The sequence below is a fragment of the Frankia umida genome, assembly GCF_023242945.1.
Taxonomy (GTDB): Bacteria; Actinomycetota; Actinomycetes; order Frankiales; family Frankiaceae; genus Frankia; species Frankia umida.
This window is the reverse complement of record NZ_JALKFT010000024.1, coordinates 57,813-81,924: the sequence shown is the minus strand read 5'-3', so window position 1 is coordinate 81,924 and position 24,112 is coordinate 57,813. Positions and strand designations below refer to the sequence as shown.

Annotated in this window: 16 protein-coding genes and 1 pseudogene; 6 read left to right on the top strand and 11 right to left on the bottom strand. The window is 72.5% G+C overall.

Annotated elements, in window-relative coordinates:
- The first annotated feature begins 639 nt into the window (after positions 1-639).
- Entirely contained in the window at positions 640-1,455 is an 816-nt protein-coding gene (locus tag MXD59_RS19885; protein WP_248826151.1) for a thioredoxin-like domain-containing protein, read from the top strand.
- 132 nt (positions 1,456-1,587) lie between these two features.
- Positions 1,588-1,677, top strand: a complete 90-nt coding sequence (locus MXD59_RS27430) for a hypothetical protein (RefSeq protein WP_372512145.1) — start codon at positions 1,588-1,590, stop codon at positions 1,675-1,677.
- Here MXD59_RS27430 and dnaN read toward each other — a convergent pair.
- The 9 genes and pseudogenes from dnaN to MXD59_RS19840 all read right to left on the bottom strand — a co-directional run.
- Positions 1,661-2,827, bottom strand: a pseudogene (gene dnaN / locus MXD59_RS19880) (DNA polymerase III subunit beta); the annotation flags it as partial. The gene MXD59_RS27430 and the pseudogene dnaN overlap by 17 nt on opposite strands.
- Before the next feature lie 205 nt (positions 2,828-3,032).
- The gene (gene manB, locus MXD59_RS19875; protein ID WP_248826149.1) at positions 3,033-4,106 is read right to left on the bottom strand and encodes a mannose-1-phosphate guanylyltransferase; all 1,074 of its coding nucleotides are present in this window, start codon (positions 4,104-4,106) and stop codon (positions 3,033-3,035) included.
- A gap of 286 nt (positions 4,107-4,392) precedes the next feature.
- Positions 4,393-5,370 carry a glycosyltransferase family 2 protein gene (locus tag MXD59_RS19870; protein ID WP_248826163.1) on the bottom strand — a complete coding sequence of 326 codons (978 nt, stop codon included), beginning with the start codon at positions 5,368-5,370 and terminating at the stop codon, positions 4,393-4,395.
- A 207-nt stretch (positions 5,371-5,577) separates the two neighbouring features.
- Positions 5,578-6,708: a glycosyltransferase family 4 protein gene (locus tag MXD59_RS19865; protein WP_248812547.1), complete on the bottom strand. Its 1,131-nt coding sequence runs from the start codon at positions 6,706-6,708 to the stop codon at positions 5,578-5,580.
- Between the two features lie 82 nt (positions 6,709-6,790).
- Positions 6,791-8,092, bottom strand: a complete 1,302-nt coding sequence (locus MXD59_RS19860) for a glycosyltransferase (RefSeq protein WP_248826148.1) — start codon at positions 8,090-8,092, stop codon at positions 6,791-6,793.
- 98 nt (positions 8,093-8,190) lie between these two features.
- Positions 8,191-8,529, bottom strand: coding sequence for a hypothetical protein (locus MXD59_RS19855; protein ID WP_248826147.1), 339 nt, complete (start codon positions 8,527-8,529; stop codon positions 8,191-8,193).
- Positions 8,530-8,534: 5 nt separating this feature from the next.
- Positions 8,535-9,248: a class I SAM-dependent methyltransferase gene (locus MXD59_RS19850; protein WP_248826146.1), complete on the bottom strand. Its 714-nt coding sequence runs from the start codon at positions 9,246-9,248 to the stop codon at positions 8,535-8,537.
- Positions 9,245-10,483: a glycosyltransferase gene (locus MXD59_RS19845; RefSeq protein ID WP_248826145.1), complete on the bottom strand. Its 1,239-nt coding sequence runs from the start codon at positions 10,481-10,483 to the stop codon at positions 9,245-9,247. The genes MXD59_RS19850 and MXD59_RS19845 overlap by 4 nt, the downstream gene beginning before the upstream one ends.
- Before the next feature lie 4 nt (positions 10,484-10,487).
- Positions 10,488-11,471: a glycosyltransferase family 2 protein gene (locus tag MXD59_RS19840; RefSeq protein WP_248826144.1), complete on the bottom strand. Its 984-nt coding sequence runs from the start codon at positions 11,469-11,471 to the stop codon at positions 10,488-10,490.
- 311 nt (positions 11,472-11,782) lie between these two features.
- Here MXD59_RS19840 and MXD59_RS19835 point away from each other — a divergent pair, with 311 nt between their 5' ends.
- From MXD59_RS19835 to MXD59_RS19820, 3 genes are all read left to right on the top strand, one after another.
- On the top strand, positions 11,783-12,457 hold the full coding sequence (locus tag MXD59_RS19835) for an acyltransferase (protein WP_248826143.1): 675 nt from the start codon (positions 11,783-11,785) through the stop codon (positions 12,455-12,457).
- 192 nt (positions 12,458-12,649) lie between these two features.
- On the top strand, positions 12,650-14,704 hold the full coding sequence (locus tag MXD59_RS26610; RefSeq protein ID WP_283097186.1) for an ArnT family glycosyltransferase: 2,055 nt from the start codon (positions 12,650-12,652) through the stop codon (positions 14,702-14,704).
- 699 nt (positions 14,705-15,403) lie between these two features.
- Complete coding sequence (locus MXD59_RS19820; RefSeq protein WP_248826142.1) at positions 15,404-17,827, top strand: WD40 repeat domain-containing serine/threonine protein kinase; 2,424 nt, start codon at positions 15,404-15,406, stop codon at positions 17,825-17,827.
- A gap of 84 nt (positions 17,828-17,911) precedes the next feature.
- On the opposite strand, the gene MXD59_RS19815 is transcribed toward MXD59_RS19820, so the two are convergent.
- Complete coding sequence (locus MXD59_RS19815; RefSeq protein ID WP_248826141.1) at positions 17,912-20,200, bottom strand: class I SAM-dependent methyltransferase; 2,289 nt, start codon at positions 20,198-20,200, stop codon at positions 17,912-17,914.
- On the bottom strand, positions 20,197-22,785 hold the full coding sequence (locus MXD59_RS19810) for an HAD family hydrolase (protein ID WP_163550521.1): 2,589 nt from the start codon (positions 22,783-22,785) through the stop codon (positions 20,197-20,199). The genes MXD59_RS19815 and MXD59_RS19810 overlap by 4 nt, the downstream gene beginning before the upstream one ends.
- A 357-nt stretch (positions 22,786-23,142) precedes the next feature.
- Here MXD59_RS19810 and MXD59_RS19805 point away from each other — a divergent pair, with 357 nt between their 5' ends.
- Positions 23,143-24,087: an ABC transporter permease gene (locus MXD59_RS19805; protein ID WP_372512144.1), complete on the top strand. Its 945-nt coding sequence runs from the start codon at positions 23,143-23,145 to the stop codon at positions 24,085-24,087.
- Positions 24,088-24,112: the final 25 nt, after the last annotated feature.

The following is a 24,112-nucleotide window of genomic DNA, read 5'->3' as shown; positions in this document are numbered from 1 at the left end:
CCGCCGCACCGCCTCCCCACCGCACCGCCTCCCCACCGCCGGCCGCACCGCCGATTTCTTCACCAAGCTCGACAGTGTTGGATCACGGCCATTCTGACGTCCGATATGTACCAAATAAGCGTTTAGTGCGCCTCGGTGGCGGATGGCAGGCGCTTTGACGTGCCCAGATCGCGGCCAAGAGCACGAGATGCCGAGGCTTCTTCAAGGATTTCGACCTCCCACGCCTAACAAGCCTCGGCATGCGACCGAACAACCCTCGGCACGCGGCCTCGCCAGTGAACGCATCCACCACGAGTGGCCGAACAGTAACCATCGGACGGCAGCGTTCCGACGAACCCCACCGGACGGCAACGGCCGGACGGTGGTGACCAGGCGACAACGGCCAAGCAGCGGCCGCCGGACAGCGGTGGGGTCCGGCGGCCGCCGGGCAGCGGCGACCGGGCAGCGGGCGGGCGGGCAGGCAGTGGGCGGGCGGTGATGGGGTCCGACGGGGCGACAGAGGGACGATGGCATTGGTATGAAATGTCCGCATTCTGGACTTACCGTGTGCAGCCGAAGCGGGTGTTCCGGGTGTCGGCCCGCGGGTCGGATGCATCCTGACGGTGATAACTGGTTCGACACTTCGTAGGATCAGCCACCGTGGGGAAGAAGAGCACCGAACGCAACGCCCGACTCGAGCAGCTGCGCCGCGAGCAGAAGCGCAAGGCCCGCCAGCGGGCACTGCTGATCTACGGCACCACGGGTGTCGTGGTGATCGCGCTCCTGGTCGGCATCGTGATCTACTCGATCGCCGACTCGAACGCGAAGAGCAAGACCCACAAGGTGGGTTACGTGGCGGGCGGGTCGTCCGCGGCGGTCGCCGCCGGCTGCACCGGCACGGTCAACGATGCGTCGCAGGGCTCCTCGCATGTCTCCACGACCGTGAACTACAAGGTCTCCCCGCCGTCGTCGGGCAGCCACAACCCAGACCCGCTGCCGGATGGCATTTCCTTCTACAACCCGGCCTCCGGCATCCCGACCGAGCGTGCGGTGCACAACCTCGAGCACGGGTTCGTCGTGGGCTGGTACGACACGAGCCTGCCCGCCGCCCAGGTGGAGAAGCTGCGCTCGCTGGCCAAGGATGCCGGCCCGCGGTTCATCGGCGTGCCCTGGACCAGGGGCGCCTTCCCGGACGGCAAGCACTTCGTCCTGACCGGCTGGGACCGCACCCAGCGGTGCACGACCGTGTCCGCGGATGTCATCAAGCAGTTCGTCGACAAGCACGCCAACCCGAGCCTTGACGGCGCGACCTGGGACTCCCCGACCGCTCCCGAGTCCGGTGCGGCCGGCGGCACCCTGGACGTCTCCGCGGACGGCCCGCTGACCGCGGCCGCCGCAGGCTCTGCGGCCTCGGGCGACGCGGCGACCTCAGGTGCCGGTACCACGACGACCGCACCGACCACCCCCGCCCCCTGACCTCCACCCCGCGGGACGCCCGTCCTTCGGACCTCCACCGCACACAGCACGTCCACCCTCAGGGCATCCACCGCACGGGACGTCCGCTCTCAGCGGCGTCCAGCGCGGCGCCCACCGCTCAGGAGGGCGAGGTTGAGGAGGGCGAGGTTGAGGAGGGCGAGGTTGAGGAGGGCGAGGTTGAGGGGGGCGGCACGGGCTGGGGGTCGGTGCGGATGGGCATGAGCAGGTAGCGGAAGGCACCGCCGCCCGGGCGGCCGTCGGGGTCGCCCGGGACCTTTCCGGTGAGGACGGCGGGACGGGCGTAGGCCTGGGCCGGGTCGGTGTCGACGAAGCCGATGGTCGACTCGTCGTCCTCGATGGCGCTGAGGCCGTCCAGCAGGTAGGTGGGGTTGAACAGGACCGACAGTTCGGGGCCGGTGTAGTCGACCGGAATGATCTCGCGTCCCTGCGCGCCGGTGCCGTCGCCGGCCTCGGCGACGATCTGGCCGTCGCTGACCGTGAAGCGCAGCGGGGCGGTGCGGGTGGCGACGACGGCGACCCGGCGGACAGCGGCGGCCAGCGTCGCCGTCGCGGCGGTCAGCGTGTACGCGGCGGTCTCGGGCAGCAGCTTGCGGTAGTTGGGGAAGGCGCCTTCGATGAGCCGGACGATGGTCTGGCGGCCGGCGGCGGCGAGTCCGAGCCGGGCGCCCGCCGGGTCGGCCAGATCGAGGCCGACCACGATCCGGGACGCGGAGGTGGGGCTGCGGGCGACCTCGGCGAGCACCTTCGCCGAGACGTGGGCCAGAGCCCAGGGGTCCTCGACGGTCGGCTGCCAGCTGATGCCCCGTACGGCGAGCCGGTAGCGGTCGGTGGCGGCGAGCGTCAGGCCACGGCCGGAGATCTCCAGCCGGATCGCCGTGAGCACGGGGACGGTCTCGTCGCGGGCGGCGGCCGGGGCGACCTGACCGATGGCAGCGGCGAAACCGAGGGTGTCGACCTCGCCGATCGGGGTGGGGAAGCTCGGCAGTTCGGGATAGTCGGCGACATCCATCAACGGGACGGTGAACCGCACGCTGCCGCAGCGCAGCACCATCCGCTCGCCCTCCACCGCCACCGTGATGATGGCCGCGGGCAGACTGCGCACGATGTCGGCGAGCAGCCGGCCGGGCACCAGCACCCGGCCGGCCTCCGCGACGTCGGCCGCGACAGGCGCCCGCACGGCGACCTCGGTGTCGAAGGCGCAGACCCGAAGGCCCGGGGTGGCCGAGGTGGGGTCCGCCTCCAGCAGCAGGCCGGCCAGGGCGTTCGGGGCCTGGCCGGGACGGCTGGGCAGGTGCCGCGCGGCCCAGCCGGTCGCGTCGGCGAACACGTCGCGTTCCACGCTGAACCTCATGGGCCGATTGTCCTCGTCACAGCGCGGAAATCGCCGCATTCACCGGCCGGTGTCCGTGTTCTGCGTGCCAGCAGGCGCTTTGGACAACATCCGGACCACGCCCACAGGCGTCGGCAGGCCAGGCGGGCCAGGCAGTCAGGTGGTCAGGTCGGTCCGCTGGGTCAGGTCGGCTCGGTGGGTCAGGTGGTCGGGTCGGCTTGGTGCGTCAGGTGCGGTCCGAGCTGAACCGGACGGCTCCGGCGGCGAGTCGCGCGCCGGGGAACACGCGGGCGCCGGCGCGCAGTTCGTTGCCCGCCTCGACGACGGCACCGTCGCCCACGACCACACCGTCAAGCACCACACCGGCGCCGACGACGGCGGCGCGGCCGATGACGCTGTCGCGGACCGAGGCGCCCGCCTCGATGACGGCCCCGTCGAACAGCACCGCGCCGTCGACCGCGGCGCCGGCACCCACCCGGGCACCCGCGCCCACGGTGGCACCGCCGCTGATCTTGGCGTCGGGTGCGACGACCGCGCCCTCGAGGACGAGGCAGTCGCCGATCGGGCCGGGCAGCGCCGAGGAGACCATCCGGCCGGTGACCAGGTCGCGGCTGCCCTGGACGAACGCGGCGGGGGTGCCCAGATCCAGCCAGTAGGTGCTGTCCGGGTAGCCGAACACCGGGGTGCCGGCGGCCAGCAGGCCGGGGAAGGTCTCGCGTTCGACCGAGACGGGTCGACCGACCGGGATCGCGTCGATCACCGACCGGCGGAACACGTAGCATCCGGCGTTGATCAGATTGGTGGGCGGGTCGGGTGTCTTCTCCAGGAAGGCGGTCACCCGTCCGGCGTCGTCCGTCGGCACGACACCGAAGGCTCGCGGGTCGACGACCTTGGTCAGGTGCAGGGTGACCGCCGCGTCCGTCTCGGTGTGCCGGCTGACCAGCGCCGTGATGTCCAGACCGGACAGGATGTCGCCGTTGAAGATCACGACGGGCTCGTCCGGGTCGCCGCGCAGCCGTTCGGCGACGTTGCGGATCGCGCCGCCCGTGCCCATCGGCTCGGTCTCGGTGACGTACTCAAGCCGCAGGCCGTGGGCCGATCCGTCGCCGAAGTACTGCTCGAACACCTCCGCGCGATAGGAGGTGGCCAGCACGACCCGGTCGATTCCCGCGTCACGCGCACGGGCCAGCATGTGCGCGGTGACCGGCACCCCCGCCACCGGCAACATCGGCTTGGGAGCCGACATCGTGAGTGGGCGTAGACGGGTCCCCTGACCGCCGACAAGCATCACTGCGTCCATGCAGCGCAGTGTCGCAGAACACGGGGGTAGCCCATAAAGGGAGCCGGAAGCGCGCACCCGACCGACAGCTCACGGTAATCTTGACAGTGCTTTTCGTATATCTTCGGTGTCCACATGTCAGGGCGTTCAACACCGATACATCATGATCCGCCCGGTTTCACATGAGATCCGCGCAGACCATGACATACGCTGCACAACCCGCATTCGCCGTGACGCGAACCTCACGCTCGACCAGAAGCCCCCGGACCGGGTGTGTCGCGAGCGGCGGGACCAGCGGCCGGCGGGATCAGCGGCCGGCGGAGCCAGCGGCGGGCTGGTCGGCGGGACCGACGGCGGGACGGTCGGTAGAGCCGGCGGTGGGGCCGCTGGAGGGAAGCAGGCCGGCGGAGCGGGTGGCCCGGGCGCCGGCGCTGTCCTTGGCGAAGGCGAGCACCAGCAGCAGGCGCAGGCCCAGCCCCACTCCGAGCAGCAGCCGCAGCGGGGCCCTGGCCGGGCCGGGGTACTGCCGGGAGAGGTAGCGGAACATGCTGCGGTGATGGGCCAGCACCATCCGCCGGGACGACCGTTTCGTCGAGTGCCCGCCCAGGTGCTCCACCACGGCGGACGGCACGTACACCGACTCCCAGGCGGCCGTCCCGAGGCGCTGCCCGAGGTCGACGTCCTCCATGAACATGAAGTAGGACTCGTCGAAGCCCCGGACGGCCTCGAACGCCTCGCGGCGCAGCAGCTGGCAGGAGCCGGACAGCCAGCCGGCGGTCATCTCCCGGGGGGCGCCCCGCTCCCGGCGGTAGGAGACCGTCCAGGGGTTCGTCGGCCAGCACCAGCCGAGCAGCGCGTGGCCGATGCCGCGGCCCAGTGAGGGCAGGTTACGGGCGGACGGGTAGAGCGCCCCGTCGGGGTTGGTGATGCCGGGGCCGAACGCCCCGCCGCGGGGCCACCGCTCGGCGGCGGCGATCAGTTCGTCGAGGGCGCCCGGCGAGAACGCGATGTCCGCGTTGGAGATGACCAGCCACGGCCCCGGAGCCCCCCGGGCACCACGGTTGATCGCACTGCCGTACCCGAGGTTGCGCCCGGGCCGCACCAGTTCGACGCGCTCACGGTCGCCGGCGGCACGGGTGCCCGCGTCCAGCTGGGGGGAGTTGTCGACGATGACGACCTCGACGGGCCGGCTGGTGGCCTTCTCCAGGGTGTCGAGGAACGGCCCGATGATCTCCCCGGAGTGGTAGGTCACGACCACGACCCGGATCTCCGGCCCCACATCCATGCGCACGCCCGCCCGTCTCACCGACCCGCCTGACCGGCGCCCTACGCCCGCGGCCGAGCCGTCGCGGTCCTCACGCGGCCCGAGGGCGCCGCCAGCGGCCAGGATGCCGGGCGACGGGTACGCCACAAAGACCGTAGCGCGGCCTTTGTGACCTCCCCTGCGCCGGGGGTGGCGGTTTCCCGCCGACACCCCCGAGCGCGACCAGCCTCAGCGTTCGGCGACGGCCCGGGCGTAGCTGGCCAGGTGTGCCTCGGCGCTGGCCGCCCAGGTGAACTCCCGGGACCGGGCGAGGCCGGCCCGGCCGAGCACGCCACGACGCTCGGCGTCGTCGAGCAGGGCGCCCATCTCCCGGGCGATGGAGTCCGGGTCCGGCTGGGTGTAGGCGACCGCGTCGCCGCCGACCTCCGGCAGGGACAGCCGCGGCGTGGTCAGCACCGGGGAGCCGCACGCCATCGCCTCGAGCACGGGCAGGCCGAAGCCCTCGCCGTGGGAGGGGTAGGCGACCAGCGTCGCCCCACCGAGGTAGCCCGGTAGGTCGGAGAAGCGCAGGTAGCCGGGGCGGATCACGCGCAGGTGGCTTGGCACGGAGGCGACGGCGGCATCGACGTCGTCGTCCCAGCCGGAGCCGCCGGCGAGCACGAGCGCGGGTGGTTCGTCCCGCCAGTGCACCGCCTCGGCCCAGCCACGGATCAGGTTCGGGACGTTCTTGCGCGGCTCGAGCATGCCGAGGAACGCCACGTAGCGGGAGTCCCCGAGGCCGAGGCGGCGGCGCACCCGCAGCCGGTCCTCCTCGGTCGGCGGGTGGAAGGTCGACGTGTCGACGCCGTGGTAGGCGACGTCGGTGGTCGTCGACTCGGCGTCGAGCACCCGGACGAGCTCGTCCCGGGTCGCCTTCGACGGCACGATGATCCGGCCCGCGCGACGCACCGCGGTACGCATCGCGGAGCGGAAGAACGTGCCCTTCACCGCGGTGTGCATATCCGGCTCGGTGAAGAACGTGACGTCGTGGATCGTCACGCACACCGGCTGGTGTGCCCGCAGCGGCATGGTGTAGTGCGGCGAGTGGATGACGGCGGCGCCGACCTGTTCCGCCACCAGTGGCAGGCCGGTCTGTTCCCACGCCAGCCGCGCTGGCCGGTGGGCGATGGCCGCTGGCCCGGACAGAACGGTGGCATGAGGCGCCATCCGGCTGTACCGTTCCTCATCCGACCGCTGGCAGACCAGCGCCATGTCCGCACCGGCCGCGCCCAGCGCCGCGACCAGCCCGTCGACATAACGCCCCACGCCACCACGGTCTGCCGGGACCGAAGTCGCGTCGACGAGCACCCGGGGTCCCACGGCGCTCCTTCCCTGACGCGCCACCCTGGTAGGGGCGGCGGATCGCTTCACGGTGACCGCTTGCTACTCAACGGGGGCAACACTACGCCGGCCCGTCGTCGGCGACGGACACGGCAGGTGAACCGCAGACTCGACCGTAGAGCGCCCACGTTTCCCGCGCTGCCGCATTCCAGGTAAACATCTGGGCTCGGGCCTGCCCGGTGCTCGACAGCCGGGCCCGCAGCGCCGGGTCGCCGACGAGCCGGCGCACCGCGGCGGCCAGGGCCGCGACGTCGCCGATCCCGGTCACCAGCGCGGCCGGGCCGGCCACCTCGACCAGCGCCGGCGCGGCGGAGACGATCACCGGCACGCCGTGCGCCATCGCCTCCACCACGGGCAGGCCGAATCCCTCCGAGCGGCTCGGTGCGAGCAGTGCTCCGGCCCGCGACAGGACCACCGCGAGATCCTCGTCACTGATCCGCCCGAGAGTGCGGACCCGGTCGCCAGCAAGGCCGAGCCGCGCCGCCTCGGAGCGCACGTCCAGCCCGCCCCAGCCGGGCGCCCCGACATGCACCAGCGGCAGACCGGGATCATCGGGATGGCACAGGGCGGCGAGCGCGGTGTCGAGTCCCTTGCGCGGCTCGCAGGTGGCCAGGGTCAGCAGGTACCCGCCGGCCGGCGGCAGGCCCAGCCGCATCGCCCGGGCCTCCGCATCCGCCGGGACCCGCACGACCGCCTCGGTGACGCCCTCCCCGATCACGTGCAGGCGCTGCGGGTCCAGCGGCAGGTGCCGGGAGATCTCCGCGGCCACGGCCAGGGTCGGCACGACCACCGCGTCGGCCAGCCGCGCCGCCCGCTCGCCCATCTGCCGGTGCCAGCGCGCGCCGTGTGCGGTCAACGTCTCAGGATGGGTCCAGGGCACCGCGTCGTGGATCGTGACGACCAGCCGGGGCCGGGGCCAGGCCCGCTCGAGGGAGTCCGCCAGCGTCCCCAGCAGTGACCGCCGAATCCGCCGTGCCGCCGCGCTCGGCTCCGCGCCGGGCCCGCCACCGGCGGGCTCACCGCGCATCCGCTCGGCGGCCAGCCGGACGGCCTGACCGCTGGTGCCACCCGCAGGCGGGAGCAGCAGCGTCGGCGCGTGCAGGACGTCCACCCCGCGGGGCGCAGGACCCACACCACGGGACCAGGTCGCGGCCAGCGCCCGCCTGGGCAGCGGCAACCGCATCGGCCCGAGCACCCCGGGTAGCGCCGCGGCGTCGAACCCCCGGTGCGCCGCGCACCAGCCGGCCACCACGTCCGGGGGCTGCGCCGTCCGGGCGAGCGCGGCGGCGAGCTCAGCGCTGTACCGCCCGGTTCCTCCCGGCACGGGAGCGAGCAGTTGCTCGACCACAAAGCCCACACGCACGGTTCACAGTCTGCCCGCGTCCGGTCGCCCTGTCGGGACGACCCCCCTGCGACTACCCACCGTCGCGACCATCCGCCGCGCCACTTCCGACCGCCGCGCTACTTCCGACCGCCGCGCACCGCGCCGATCACCATCAGCACGCAGAACAGTCCGCCGATCGCGTAGCCCCACCAGCGCTCACCGAACGTCGCGGTGGCGGCGCCCATGCCGAACACGACCAGACCGAACACCAGCACCGTCATGAAGACGGCCAGGACCCGCTGCGCCACCCGCGAGGACGACGGCGGTGGCGGACCGGTGCGCGGTGGCAGCGGGACGGCGGAACGTTTCCGGCTCGGTGGTGTGCGCCGCGGCCCGGCGGGCGGGTTCGGCGGTGTGCGCCGCGGGCCCTCGCCGGACGGGGACGGGGACGGGTTGTCGGTGCGTCGGGCTGCCATGGACGTCAGCTCGCGCGCTTGCGGGCGTGGGTGAGCACCACGCTGCCCGCGTCGTCGGGTGTCCGCCGGTCGGCCAGCGCGATGGCCGGGGAGAGCACCGCCGCCGCGTTCCACCCGGCCCGTCCACCTCGGGCGGACAGCGTCAGGTAGAGCCGCTGGGCCCGCTCGCCGCGGAACATGTACGTCTGGCGGACGACGTCCATCCCCGCGTCGTCGAGCAGGCCGCGCAGGACCCTGCCCGGGTAGAGGTGCTTGACGTGGTAGCGGGCCCGGTGCCGTTCGAGCAGCTCCGGCCACCGCGCCGAGCCGGTCAGCGCGTCCGCCGACATCACCAGGTCGCCGCCGGGGCGCAGCACCCGGGACATCTCGGCGAGGGCGGCCGGGCCGTCGTCGAAGTGCTCGATGGCGCACACCGACATGATCACGTCGAAGGTGGCGTCCGCGAACGGCAGTGCGAGCGCGTCCCCCTCGACCAGCCCGGGGTGCCCGCGCAGGCGCCGGCCGAACTCCAGCTTGTGCCGGGCCAGGTCCAGGCAGACCGCGCGGGCGCCACGCCGGACGGCCTGCCCGGCCCAGTAACCGTCACCGCCGGCCACGTCCAGCACGGTGCGCCCGGCGAGCTCACCCGCCCAGGACAGCAGCGTGCCCACCTCACGCCGGCGCATCACGTGGACCTGATGGCCCACATAGGCGAGGGCGTCGTCTCGTACGGGACTCACCGGTCCACCTTTCCATCACGATGTTCGGTTTCGCCGGCGAGGGCGGCGAGCGTCACGTCCAGGTACCGGTCCCAGGCGGCCGGCACGTCCGGCGGTACGACCTTGGCGCGCAGGTCAGCGAGCACACCTGGCGCGTAGAGCCGGCGTAGTGCCTCGGCGAGCGCCTCGGTGTCGTCCGGCGGGACGAGCAGGCCGTCCACCCCGTCGCGGACGGAGCTCGCGAGCGTCCCCACCGTGGTCGCGATGACCGGCAGCCCGTGCAGCCGGGCGAGATCGACGTTCTGGGACGCGGTACCCGCCCGATACGGCAGCACCAGCGCGTCGGCGGCGGCGAACAGCGCCGGGACGTCCGCGGCGTCGACATAGCCGGCCCGCAGATCCACCCGGTCGGTCAGACCCAGCTCGCCGATCAGGCTCTCGGTGGCCGCCACATCCCCCCAGAACTCCCCGGCCACGGTCAACCGCACATCGCGGGGCCCGGCCGCGAGCGCCCGCAGCAGCACGTCGAGCCCCTTGTACGGCCGCACCAGCCCGAAGAACAACAACCGCCGGGATGTCTCGCCGCCCCCGCCATCCGGCTCGAGGACGGCGTCCGCCGGACGGCGGCGGGTCGGCGAGGACCACAGATGCGGGGCCATCTCGGCGGTCACCACCGGGACGTCGGCGAGTTCGGCGGCGAGCTCGGCCTGCGCCGGGGTGTGCACCAGGACAGCCGAGGCCCGGCGGAGCACGGCGCGCACCAGTGGCACGTCGATCCGACTCCGCTCGTGCGGCAGCACGTTGTGGCACAACGCCAGCACCGTGGGCCTCGCCAGCACCGTGGGCCTCGCCAGCACCGTGGGCGTCCCGGCCGCCACTCGGCTCCCCCGCCGAACGCGCCCGCGCCTGCCACCGACCCCGCGCAGGCCGGCGAGGATGGCGAGGTAGGCGGGGGCCTGTACCGGCGTGACGACGACCAGCACGACCGCGTCCACGGTGCGGCGCAGCCGGCGGCCCAGCCGCAGCCAGCCGTCCGGCCGGCGCCAGGACAGCGGGTAGCTCGTCGCCCCGAACGGCTCCATCTCGGGTTCGCTCACCCGGGCCTGACCGGGGTACAGCCGGGCCGGATACTGCTCGGACCAGGACTCGATGACCACCTCGTGGCCGCGTTCGGCCAGCCGGTGGGCGAGCTCGGTGGTGTGCTGGGCGATGCCCCCCTTGTAGGGATGCGTCGGGCCGATCAGGGCGATCCGCATCCGCTCAGGTACCGCTGCGGGACCTGGCCACCAGGTCCCCGATGAGCGCCAGGACCACGATCTGGAAGCCGACCAGGATCGCGAGCAGGGTGGAGGTCGCGACGTGGAAGTCGTAGCGGACCAGGTCCACGACCAGCTTGATGAAGCCCAACCCCATGATCCACAGGGCCAGCGGCATCAGTACCTTGAGCGGGTCGAAGTACATCACCATTCGCAGGACCTGCAGGATGTAGCGCCGTGCGTCCTTGAACGGGTGGAACTTCGAGGTCCCGGCCCGCTTGGCGTAGTCGATCGGGATGTAGTCGACCGGGTGCTGGTTGGACAGGAACGACATCGTGATCGTCGTGACGCAGCTGAACCCGGGCGGCAGCAGACGCAGGTACGGCAGCGAGACCTCACGGCGGAAGGCCCGCAGCCCCGAGTTCAGGTCGGGGATCTTCATCCCGGACAGCCGCTGCGCGATCATCCGGATCAGCCACTTCGCCGGCACCCGCGCCCACTTGTGGGTGCCCTCCTCGGTGAGGCGGGCCCCGACGACCTGGTCGACGTCCAGGTTGTCGTCGAGGTGGCGGACGAACTCGGGGATGCGCTCGTTGGGGTAGGTCATGTCGGCGTCGGTCCAGACGACGATCTTCCCCCGGGCATCCTGGGTGCCGATCCGCCGGGCGGTGCCGGAACCGCCGTTGCGCCGGAACGCCATGATCCGCATCCGCGGGAAGCGGGGGGCGGCCTCGCGCAGCACGGCCAGGGTGTTGTCGGTGGACTTGTCGTCGATCGCCAGGATCTCGTAGGCGTATCCGCTGACGTCCATCGCGGCGCTGATGCGTTCCAGCTCGCGCACCACATGGTCCTGCTCGTTGTAACAGGGCAGCACGATGGTGACGTAGGGAACGCCCGGGGCGGACCCGGGCTGCTCGTCATCGGCCCCGGGCTGCGTCGGGGTGCCGCTGTGCGGATGCTCGGGCATGTGGATGGCGCTGACACTCACGTCGGTGTGGCTCCCGCTCCTCGTTCCCGGCGGTGAGCGCCGCCGGCCCGACGGTCCTTACCGCCGGGGTCTGGCACGCCCCGCCGGTCCTGCGGCCTGGCCGCCCAGAACTGGTCTGCGGGCGGCCCGAGGTCGTGATGTACCGGCAGCGGCCGGCGGCATGGCGGTGGTCGCGGCGGCTCGTCCCCCCCGAACCGCCGTTCTAGAGTGGCACGCCGCACCCCACCGGCCGACCACCGGCCCACCTCCCGGCCACCCGTGGCCGCCTGCCGGCGGGTGGTCGTACCACGCCTGCGCCTACTGTTGCGGAGGTGAACGCGTACAGAAGTGATCTCCGTGAGTATGTTCGGCACGTCCGGGCGCTGCGTGCGGCGCGGGAGACCTCGGCCCGCTCCTTCGTGGCCGGTCTGCGCTACCCGTTCGCCCACCGCCAGCCGATCTGGATCGGCTCGCCGACCGTCATCCAGGGGCGGGAACGGATCGAGTTCGCCGACGGCGCCGCCCTGCGGGTCGGTCTCGCCCCGTTCGGCCTGACGTCCAGACGGGACACCTCGATCATCCGGGTGCATCCGGAGGGACGGCTGCGCTGCGAGGGTGTCGTGTCGTTGCAGCGTGGGGTGCGGGTCGTCGTCGACTCCGGGGTCCTGGAGCTCGGCCCGTACGCGAACGTCAACGGCTTCGCCAAGATCCTGGTGCGGGAGCGGGTGTCCATCGGCGCCTACTGCAACGTCTCCTGGGACACCCAGCTGCTCGACAACGACTTCCACCCGATGATCGTCGACGGTGTGGAGCAGCCGATGAGCGGGCCGATCATCCTGGAGGACCGGGCCTGGATCGGCGCCGGCGCGATCGTGCTCAAGGGCGTCACCGTCGGGGAGAGCGCCGTGGTGGCGGCCGGTTCCGTGGTGACCCGGGACGTCCCGCCGAAGGCCGTGGTCGCCGGTTCACCGGCGAAGGTCGTCGGCCACATCGACGCCTGGCGCTGACCCCGCGGGGAGCCCTGACGCCGACCGCGGGGACTAACGGCGCCGACCGGTGGGAACCACTGTTCGGGACGTGCCCGGAAGGCACGGGCTGACGTGCACGGACACCCGGTGGCGACACATGGGGGGTGGCCGTCAACTGGATGGGGGTGTCCGTAACATGACACCACCTTCGTCCGATGGGACTGCGCAGTCTTGGCTGACAAGCTGGAACCGACCGCGGCGGCCCGTTCCGCCACCTCCGGATTCCTCGCCGGGATCTCCCCGCCGGGTACCCACTTTCGGCCATGGCGCATCCTGCGGTCGGCGCCACCCGTCATCTGGATCCTCACGCTGCTGTTCACCGCGATGCTGGCCAGCTGGTCCGTCCTGGTGCCGCAGTATCACGCTCCGGACGAGCCCAACCACGTCGACGCCGTCATGCGGCTGGTCGAGGGGCGCGGCTGGCCGCATCCCGGCCATGCGAAGGTCACCCGCGGCGGCGTCGGAGCGATCATGGTGTCGCCGTACGGGATCGACGACGCGCCCCGCGAGCTGTCCGCCGGGCCGTTCACCGCCGAGGACGCCGAGCCACGCGAGTACCGGCCCAGCTGGCGGACCCTGGAGCGGACGCCGGCTCCGGTGGGCGGAATCCAGCAGATCGTCCAGCATCCGCCGTTGTACTACTGGGTGAACGCGACGGTCCTCAAAGCCCTCCCGGGCGATGCCGACAACCTGCGCTGGGATCAGATCATCGGCATTCTGCGCCTGGTCAGCGTGCTGATGGTCGCGCCCCTGCCCTTGCTCGCCTGGGCCGGGGCGCATCGGCTGGCCGACGGCAACCGGATCGCCGGCACCTGCGCCGCCCTCGTCCCGCTCACGATCCCGCAGCTCACCCACATCGGGTCCAGCGTCAACAACGACAACCTGCTCGTGCTGACCGGGGGCCTGGCCACCGTCGCGGTGGCGTACGTGCTGCGAGGGGACACGTCGCTGCGGACGGCGGGGTACACCGGGGCCTTCGTCGGCCTTGCCCTGATGACGAAGTCGCTGGCGATCGTGCTCGTGCCGATGGCCGCGTTCGCCTATCTGGTGGCCTGGTCCCGAAGCCGGCGGGACGCCCGCGCCGGCGCGGCCCGGGTCGCGGACGATCAACGGCCGGTGCGCCTCGGGCTGTCGACCCAGCCGGTCGGGGCGGCCGCGGCGGCACCGCGGGTGCCGTGGCGGCCGATCGCGCTCGGCGGTGTGATCATGGTCGCGCTGGGCGGCTGGTGGTGGATCGTCAACGTCGTGCGCTGGGGTGCCTTCCAGCCCGAGACCCCCGGTTTCCCCCTCGGCCAGTACCTGGGGGACGACTGGGGTGCCTACACCGAGGTGCTCGTCAACGGCACGATCCTGCGCTGGTGGGGGTCGATCGGCTGGTTCGAGGTGAACCTGTCGACGATCCCGGTGCGGGTCGCGTCCGCCCTCGTCGTCGCGCTGTTCGCGCTCGCCCTGATCCGGGCGCGCAGTGGGCGCTCCCGGGTCGACCTGCTGTTCATGCTCTGGGTGACCTGGGGCCTTTTCGCCCTGATGACCCTGCAGTCGGCGAAGAACTTCGACCGGCAGTTCCACGTCAGCGGGATCTCCGGGCGCTACCTGTACGCGGGCCTCGCGGCGCTGGCGATCGGCGTCGGGATGGGTGCCGCGGCGCTGGGCCGCCACCTGTCCCGGGTGATGCCGCTGCTCTTCCTCGCCGGCGCGGCCACCTTGCAGTTCCTCTCCGTCCGCCGGGTGTTCCCGCACTTCTGGAAGCCCGAGAACGGCGATCTCGGGGACGCCTGGACCGATATGGCGGCCTGGTCACCCTGGCCCGAGTGGGTCCTGATCTGCTTCGCGGTGGCCGTGTGCGGGCTCGCCGTCGCCGCCGTGGTGGCCTGCGGGTGGCTCACCGTCGTCGGCCCCACGGCGACCACCCCGGACTCGACGGACCCCGACTCCGCCGTGTCCGCCCGGTTCACGGCCTTCGCCCCCGGCGCGGCCACACCCGGCGCGACCCGCTCCGTCGACCGCGGCGACCCGACCGGACGAACCACCGCGGACGCCCGGACCACCGCGGACGCCCGGACCACCCTGGACGCCAAGGTCACCGCGGGTGCCCGGGCTGGCACCGCCCGGGCGCCCGGGCTGCAGGCCACCACCCGGCGGCGTGCCGCCGAGGTCCTGCGCGGCCCGACCCGCGACCCGCAACGGACGACTACGAAAGGGCCCAATACCGATCACCAAGAGTGATGATCTAGTATAATCCGTGAATATCCATCGCGGAGCGTGCGCGCCACTGCGGGCGGCGGCAGACTGACACTGACTCCGGGCGCCTGCGACGGGCACGGCCCCCGTCGGCGCGGACCCGCGCTCGGCGGGTCGTCCTGCCGCGGCTGCACCCGAGCGGCCAACCCACCGTTTGGTGGGTTCGGCAGATCATGAAACACTGATCGCGCGGTTCGGCCCCGTAGGGCCACCGGCCGGGCTCGGGGGGACATCGTGCGCCGCAAGCGGGAGACGGACGAAGGGCGCTCCGCGTCCTCCCCGTCCGCGCTGCCGCCGATCTCTCCGCCTCCGCTGACCGCTCCGCCAGCGGCCGCGCCGCCGCTGGCCGCCCAGCAGCGCCCGAGCGGCGCCACCGGCCCCTCCCGTGCCGCGCCCCCCTCGCCCGTCCCCACCAGCCCCGCGCGTACGCCGGCACGGGCCGAGCAGGTTCCGCCAGGCGGGCCGCCGGCGCCGCGTACCGACACTCCCGCTGTCACGTCCCCCGCCGCCAGTCCGGTCACCGCCGGACAGAACGCGGCCACGCCGGGCCCGGCGACACACGGTCCAGCGACGCACAGCCCGACGACGCGTGGTTCGACGACATCTGGTCCGGCGACGCACGGTGGCGCGGGCGCGGGTTCGGCGGGTCAGACGGGTGGGGGGCGGTCGGGTTCGGCGATCCCGGTGGGTGTGGCTCCGCTGGAGCCGGGTGATCTGACCGGGCTGGACCGGGTGGAGCTGCTGGGGCGGCTCGGCGAGGGCGGGATGGGCACGGTCTACCTCGGCCGGGGGCGTGAGCACGCCACCGGGTACGCCGGCCGGCTGGTCGCGGTGAAGGTCATCCGGCCGGATCTGGCCCGGGTACCCGAGTTCCGGGCCCGGTTCCGCCGGGAGGCCGACATCGCCCGTCGCGTCGCCAGGTTCTGCACCGCCGAAGTGCTCGACGTCGTCGATCCGCCGGGTGGGCTGCCCTACCTCGTCACCGAGTACATCGACGGGTTCACCCTGGCGCAGACCGTCGCCGCCGAGGGTCCGCTGCGCTCAGCGGATCTCGAACGGCTCGCGGTCAGCGTGGCGGCGGCGCTCATGTCCATTCATGGCGCCGGGATGGTGCACCGGGATCTCAAACCATCGAACGTGCTGCTGTCCTCCCTCGGACCGCGGGTGATCGACTTCGGGATCGCGCGGGCGATGGACGCCCCGACAATGCTCAGCCAGGAGATCCAGCGGATCGGCACGCCGGCGTTCATGGCGCCCGAGCAGGCCAACGGTGAACCGGTCTCGGCGGCCGCCGACGTCTTCGCCTGGGGTGGGCTGGTCACCTACGCGGGGACCGGATCGTTCCCGTTCGGCGACGGGCCGACGCCGGTGCAGCTCTACCGGGTCGTGCACCGCGAGCCACTGCTCGACGGTCTGGACCCGAACCTGCGTCCCATCGTCGAGGAGGCGATGCGCAAGGACCCGGCGGCCCGTCCGACCGCCCGCGATCTGTTCCTCCGCCTGGTGGCCATGGGCCCGCCGACACATCCCGACCCGGACGTGACCAGGGTCATCCACTCGGCCGCGCCGCTGGCCGCGCCGCCGCAACGGTCCGCGCGGACCGGCGAGGCCTTCCCCGCCTCGACCGGCGGTGTCACCGGCGGCGCGACCGCTGGTGGGACCGCCGGCAGCATCCCGGACGGCGGTGGTGGGGAGGGGCCGGCAGCGCATGGCACCGGGGCGGGCGCTGTCACCAGGCCAGGCCGAACGGGCGTGGGTGGTGCGGGGGCCGAGATCGGTGCCGGCGACGGGAGCCCGGCGACCCGGCCGCGGCGCGGGTGGGGCCGGCGGCGGATCGCGTTGCTCGCCGCGCCACTGCTGGCGGTCGCACTGATCACCGCTCTGGTTCCGCTGGCGCTGACCTCCGGCGGTGGGGACCGGCCAAGCCACGAGGAGGTCGCCGAACGGGTGGCGCTGGCCGCCGAGGCGGTCCGTACCTCGGACACGGACCTCGCCGCCCGGCTGTCGCTGGCCGCCTACCGGATCGACCCGGACGCCGAGGCCCGCGCGGCCCTGCGGACCTCGTTCGCCGCCGCCACGGCGACGGTGCTGCGCGGGCACACCGCGTCCGCCCTGGGCGTCAGCATCAGCCCGAACGGACAGCTGCTCGCCTCGACCGGTGCCGACAACCTCGTCCAGCTGTGGGACATCGCCGACCGGGCCCATCCGGTGCGCCTGGCCACCCTCAACCGGCACCGTTCCTGGACGTTGGACGCCGCGTTCAGCCCGGACGGCACCATGCTCGCCACCGTCAGTTACGACCGTAGCGCGATCCTGTGGGACATCAGCGACCCGCGTCATCCCGTCGAGGTCGCCGACATCCTCGGGCATGACGGCTGGGTACTCGATGCCGCCTTCAGCCCCAACGGCAAAATCCTCGCCACCAGTGGCTACGACAACACCGCCCGGCTGTGGGACGTCAGCGATCGGCGCCATCCGCGGGAACTGTCCGTCCTCGACCGGCACACCAGCTGGGTGAACGAGGTGGCCTTCAGTCCCAACGGCCGTCTGCTGGCCACCGCGAGCGCCGACCGGACCGCCCGCATCTGGGACATCTCCGACCCGAGCCATCCCCGTCCGCTGGCCGCGATCACCGCACACACCGACTACGTCTGGGCCGTGGCCTTCAGCCCCGACGGACGGCGCCTGGCCACCGGCAGCTACGACGGCACCGCCCGCATCTGGGACGTCACCGACCCCTCCCGCCCGGAGGCCGTCGCCTCCTTCCCCGCGGACGAGAAGTGGGTCTTCGACGTCGCCTTCAGCCCCGACGGCCGAACCCTCGCGACCGCCGGCTGGGACACCACCGTCCACCTGTGGGACGTCACCGGCTCCGGACGTCCCCCCGCCGCCGGCACGATCAGCGGCCACGGGGACTGGATCCAGGCCCTCGCCTGGACGCCGGACGGCCGCGGCATCGCCACCGCCAGCGACGACTACAGCATCCGCATCAGCAGCATCGACGACGCCAGCCTGATCGCCGCCGCCTGCGCGGACCCGTCCCGCCAGATCACCGAGACCGAGTGGCAGCGCTACATAGCCGACGTCCCCTACCAGCCGGTCTGCTGACCCCCCGCCGATCATCTGTATCGGGGTGCGGGGGGTGGTCGCAGGACCTCGAGCCCGTCAAGCCGACGCTCTGGTGACGCCGGGTCAGCGGGCTGGTGGACTCGGACGACGACGCAGGGCGGGCAGGGTGGTGCGGGTCGGACCGGCGACGTCGACGACGCGGGCCTGGACCCGGGCGAGGCGATCCTGGCCGGTGGGACCGAGCCGGGCGCGCAGGGCGGTGCCGGCGACCCGTGCGACCTGGGCCAGTCGGGACTCGTCCCCCGCTGGGCCGCCGCCCGGCGAGCCGGCGCTACCGTCCGTGCCGTCAACATCGAGCAGTCCGGATTCGGCTGCTCGCCGACGCAGCTCACCGAGTTCGCGTTCGAGTTCGGCGATGCGGGCAAGCTGGTCCAGGTCGGTCACGGCGAGCCGGCTGCGTTCCTCGTCCAGCCGGGACCACTCGCGCTGGCGGACGCGGGCGGCGGCGGCCGCGGCGTCCTGTAGTCGTAGGACGTGCAGGTAGAGGTCGATGCGGTTGCGCTCCAGGCGGGACAGCAGCGGGTTGGAGACCCACGGTGTGAGCAGGTCGGCGACGCGGCGCGCCCAGGGCGCGCGCCGGTCGACCACGACACCGAGGCCGAAGACCGGCGCGACGGTGAAGAACCGCAGGTCGGGTTGTTCGGCGATGAAATCCTCGATCGCGGTGCGGACCCCGTTGCGCGCCCCGCCCTCGGCCAGCGCCCAGGCGAACGCGCCCATGCCGCGGAAACCGCCCCGCACCGTGCCGGGATTGTCGATCTCGACGCCGACGTCCCACGAGTGGGGTTGACGGTCGTTGCCGGCGATCCGATCCGGCGCGTAGTACTGGTCGCGCCGCCCGGCCGGCCAGCCGACGTCATGCAGGATCACCAGCGGGAACGACGATCGGCCGAACCGTTCGACGGCCCCGGCGATCGCCTCCAGTTCACCGCGCACCGTGGCGTAGTTGTGATCGCCGTCGAGGAGGTAGGCGTCGGTCGGGGCGTGGTCGTCCAGGGCCTGCGGGCTGTGACCGCGGATGACCTGCACGTCCAGCCCGCCGCCGGAGGTCGGCTCCACACCGGGATTCGGGTCGACGACGACGAGCCGGCCGCCCCCGCCGCGTCGGAGCAGGTCGACCAGCAGCGAGGTGGTGACGCCGCTCTCCGAGCCGATCTCGGCGACGCTGCGCGCTCCGGACGCCTCGACCAGCGGTACCCAGATCTCCCGCAGATCGGCCAGCGAGTGCAGCAGGAGTGGCGCCCGGGTCCGCGGGGCCGCCTCGGTCACCTCGCGAGTGTGCTCGTCGCCGCGCGCGGGCACTACCCGCGCCCCCTGCGACCGAGCCACACCCCGTTCCTCCGTGACCCGCTCTCCCGCGGCCGGTTCCCCCGCGGCCATGGCCGCGAGCTCGGCGAAGCTGTCTCGCACCGCGCCACTGTCCGCCTCCGTCGGGTCCCCCGTGCTGGAGGACACGGCATCCCTGGACGACACGGCATCCCTGGATGGCACGGCATCCCTGGATGGCACAGCCCCGGCGGAGGCCACCGCGACGACGGAGAGCGTGACCTCGGACGGCGACGCGACGGCGGTGGGCACCACGTCCACGGTGGGAAGCGACGTCTCGACGGACCGTTCGTCCGCCACCAGGGCTTCGTCCGCCGCTGAGGCTTCGTCTGCCACATCAGCCATCCCCGGCGGTTCGGTCCCTACCAGCGGTTCGGTCCCTACCAGCGGTTCGGTCCCTACCAGCGGTTCAGCCGCCTCCGAGGATTCGTCCCGCACCGAGGGTTCGGCTGCCAGCGACGGTTCGGCCTGCGCTGACGGTGCCGTGGCGATGAACGGCGCTGTTTCGATGGACGGGCTGGTTTCAGCGGACGAGGTGGCCTCGGTGGACGAGGTGGCCTCGGTGGACGAGGTGGCCTCGGTGGAGGGGAGCGGGGCAGGGGTGGTGCGTGGCTGGTCGTCGGCCGGCGGCGCGGCGGGGTACTGGAAGGCGGCGGCGAGGGCGAACGGGCGGGCCCCGGCCGCGCGGCCCAGCGGGCCGGTGAGCGGGTCGGTGAGGGGATCCCAGGCCTGGCCATCCGGGCGGGTCCACGCCGGGAGTCGCCCGGACGCGGACGGGCCGGTGTGCGTGGACGGACCAGTGGGCGTGGTTGGTGGCGGCGTCCCGGGTCCGCCGCGTACCTCGAACGGCCCGCGCACGGGCTGCTCGTCGGCCTCGGCCGACTCCGGCTCCGCGGCCTGGAAGGCCGATGGTTCGGGAGCCCGGTGGGCGTGCGGTCGGGTGGTTCGGGACGGGGCCAGCTCGCCGCCTTCGGCGGTCGGCCCGGCCCCGGCGGGGTCGGGAGCGGGATCCGCCTGTTCGGTCACCGCAGTCCTCCCAGCTCGCGCCGGATCTTGCGGGCGGCCCGCACCGGTAGCCCGTCGCGGGCCGGACCGGCCGCGGGCAGTGCCAGCGGATCGCCGCGGATGCCCATCCAGCCGAAGGCCATCTCGACCTCCAGAGCGTAGACCCCGGCGAGCTGTGGCTGCGACGTCAGATCGATGGTGTAGACGAACTGCGGGTCGTCACCGACGATCTCGACCAGGTTGGGTTGCAGCAGTCGCAGACCGACCAGCGCGAGCTGCTGGGCCGGGTCGTCCAGCGAGGTGATCGTCACCTTGTAGGGCTCGCTGATGTTGTTGATGTGGAAGGACAGCGTCAGCCAGTCCAGGCGCAGCAGGCCGCGCCGGCCGGCAGGGTCGATCCGAATCCGCCGGGCGCCCACGGCGTCCACGTGCAGCCGTACCAGCGACAGGCCGTCGCGGGCCGAACGGGTGATCGCGGTGTCCTTCGTCCCGTTGACGAAGTCCGCGCCGGTGTCGACGTAGACCTCCACCGGGCCGGCCGCGGCCTCGGGTGAGACCTCCTCGGACGGGACGCCCGCGGCGGCGGCGAGCCCGGCGACGATCGCCAGCGGGCGGTTCGCCACCCCGGCGACCCCGGCCGGCCAGTACAGCTCGCGCATGGAGATCTTGTCGACGTCCGCCGGGGTGAGGTAGGGCATCCGCCGTACCAGTTCCGGGGGTAGCAGACCCTCGCTGGAATCCGAGCCGAAGTTGTCGTCATGCGCCCAGGACCCGAACGCGGCGGCCTCCGCGGCGGTCGGCCGGGCGATGAACCTGGTCAGCGTGCGCAGACCGGCGTGCCGTGCCCCGGGGGCTGACAGCGGCGGCATCGGCGTCTCGGAGCGGCGGTAACGCAGCCATTCCCGCTGGAAGGCGAGGATGCCGTCCTGGACGGCGGCCCGCTGGGCGACCTGGGTGCGTGAGGTGCGGTCGATGCTGAGTACCGGGTTGCTCATCTCGTCGAAGGAGACGAGCGAGCCCACATCGGGCATACACAGCTGCTCGAGCACCTCGGGGCTGCGCATGAGCTGGTTGGCCAGCATCTCCGGCTGGCCGCCGGAGGCCAGGTAGCCCTCGAGCTCGAGGCCGCCGAGCCGGTGGACCAGCGCCGCCTGGTTCGTCGCCAGGTACAGGCCGAGGATGTCCAGCCGGCGCCCGGTGGAGGCGAGCAGCCGGGCGAGCAGGGCCTGGATGGTGCCGCCCCAGCCCAGGTCGAGCACGACCATCCGCCCCGACTCGGGCAGCTGGCTGTCCAGGTAGTTGACATAGCGTTCGCGCAGGCGGGTGGCGGTGAGCACGATCTCGCTGCGAATCCGCTCGTCCGAGCACAGGGCCTCGAGCGTGTCGTCGAGCAGACCGGGCACGTCCAGGCGGCGCTCGGCCAGGGCCGAGATGCCGGCGACGTTGTCCAGCCGGACGCCGAGCTGGCGCAGCAACTGCCCGACGCTGGGTGCGTGCCGGCGGACCAGGAAGCTCTTCAGCTCCTCCGGGCTGCCCTCGAACACGTTCGACAGCGCGCACACCTGCCGGGACGCCCACACCGTGGACGTGGTGATCCCGATGTCCTCACCGGGGTCGACGAGCAGCCGGGACAGGAAGTCGCCCTCACGCATCAGGCAGTGGATGTGGTCGGCGCCGAAGTCCCGGGCCCGTTCCACCGCCCATTCGGCGAAGCCGGCGAAGACCGGGCCGAACACGGTCGCGCCGGTCTCCCAGTAGCGCCGCAGCCCGGCGGGGACGGCCAGCGCGTCGGAGCGGTGCAGCGTCCGGGCACGCAGGGCGGTCATGCCGTAGTCGCCGTCCACGGGGTCGATCGCGGTGTCGTCCCCGGGCTGCCCGCGCAGCCCTTCGAGCTCGAGGGTCTGGCGCAGCGAACCGGAGTACTTGGGGTAGTGGATGGCGACGAGCCCGTGCTCGCGGGCGCCCTCGACGTCGGCCACGGGATGGTCACCGAGGTGGACGACGCGGGACGGCTGCAGCTTCGAGGCGGCCAGCATGTGCTGGAACAGCCCGTCGCTCTTGGACGTCCCGGCGTCCGACGAGGTGAAGATCCGGGTGAACTGCACGCCGGCGATCTCCGGGCGGTTCAGCAGCCGCTCGAGCTGGCCGGCGGAGAAGTACGTGTCGGACAGCAGGTACACCGGCAGGCCGAGTTTGGTCATCGCGAGTTCGGCGAGTTCCACGACGGCGAGGTCGGCCCGGCACAGCTCGCGCTCGACGGCGACCTCCGCGTCGATCAGGTCCTGCACGCCGGCGGTACCCGGCAGCGCCGGCAGCAGCAGCTGCCAGATCTCGTCGAGGCGGACCTCGTGGGTGCCGCGGGTCTCGTGCGCGTGCACCCGGGCGAGGTGCTCGGCGTGTACCCGCAGCCGGGCGAACTCGCCGGGGGACACGCTCGCCGGGAGGTGCCCGGCGTCGGCGAGCCGGTGGCCCAGCAGCAGGAACGCGTGCGTGGGTTCGGGAACCATGCGCCAGAGCAGAGTGTCGAACACGTCCAGGGTCAGGGCCTGTGCCCCGCCCGACTCCAGATGCGACCACACTTCGCGTAGTCGGACGTCGGTGAACACGGCCGTCCCCTCCATGCGGCCCTGGGGGCGGCCGCCTTTTGCCGGGTGGCCCTCGACGGCACACCGCACGTCGAGTATTCCCGAGCGGCATCAGCCGGCCGAAGCCAGATGGACGCCATCGATACTATGGAGCACGCTTCGACCGCCCACCACCGGACCGGATGGTGACACCCCGGACAGGCGGCGTCGTGCTCCTGACAGTGGCACGGTAGCGTCAGTTTTCCGGCCGGATGCGGGACGCTTCATCATCGTTCACCAATGGTTGTGCTCCTACCACCATGTCGCCCACGTGCCGGGCCAGGTCAGGAGGAAGGGGTCGGGCCGTGCTGGTCGGGTCCAGTGAGGAGCGGACAGGCTGTGTCACATCTCGCTGACGCTCCGGCGCCGGCTGCGGGTCCGGTGACGACGTCACCGCCACCCGCCCCGCACGGTGAGCCGAACCATGCCGCGGATCCGAGCCGTCTGGCCCGCCGCAGCCGGGCGCAGACGAAGGTCCGCTGGGAGCTGCTGCGCAACCTGGTCCGCAAGGACCTGAAGGTCAAGTACAAGGGCTCGTCGCTGGGGTTCGCCTGGTCGCTGGCGAACCCCATGCTGCTGCTGGTCGTGTACACCTTCGTCTTCCAGGTCGTGCTGAAGTCCGGCATTCCACGGTTCGGCATCTACCTGATGTCCGGCATGCTGATCTGGAACGCGTTCTCCGGCAGCGTCTCCTCGGCCTGTGGCAGCGTGGTGGCGAACGCGAACCTGGTCAAGAAGGTGCGCTTCCCGCTGGCGGTGCTGCCACTGTCCGCGGTCGGTTTCGCCGCCGTGCACTTCCTGTTGCAGCTGCTGGTGCTGTTCGCGGTGATCCTTGGGCTCGGCTATCACCTGCTCGGGCCGAACCTGCTGCTGCTCCTGCCGGCGGGCGCGGTGGCGCTGGTCTTCACCATCGCGATGTCCCTGCTGGTCAGCGCGCTCAACGTGCGCTACCGCGACACCTCGCACCTGCTCGACGTCGCCCTGCTCGCCTGGTTCTGGCTCAACCCGATGGTCTATGCCTTTGGTCTCATCCAGAACCAGCTGGGCGAATGGACCTGGGTCTATCTGCTGAACCCGATGGCGGTAGTGATCATCTCGTTCCAGCGGGCGATCTACGATGCGCCGGCGAACAACTCCACCGGGAAATCGGCCATCCTCGCCCATGACGGGTACGGGTTCTATCTGGAACACCTGGCCATCGCCGGCGCGATCTCCGCCGTTCTGCTGCTGATCGGGATGCGGGTCTTCCGCACCATGCAGGCGGACTTCGCCGAGGACCTGTAGATCGAGCCCCGGTGACGCGCCCGCC

Bases quoted from the DNA above. Each gene is read 5' to 3' on its own strand.
- manB (WP_248826149.1), bottom strand. From the start codon at position 4,106: ATGGACGCAGTGATGCTTGTCGGCGGTCAGGGGACCCGTCTACGCCCA.
- MXD59_RS19845 (WP_248826145.1), bottom strand. From the start codon at position 10,483: ATGCGGATCGCCCTGATCGGCCCGACGCATCCCTACAAGGGGGGCATC.
- MXD59_RS19870 (WP_248826163.1), bottom strand. From the start codon at position 5,370: ATGGATGTGGGGCCGGAGATCCGGGTCGTGGTCGTGACCTACCACTCC.
- MXD59_RS19855 (WP_248826147.1), bottom strand. From the start codon at position 8,529: ATGGCAGCCCGACGCACCGACAACCCGTCCCCGTCCCCGTCCGGCGAG.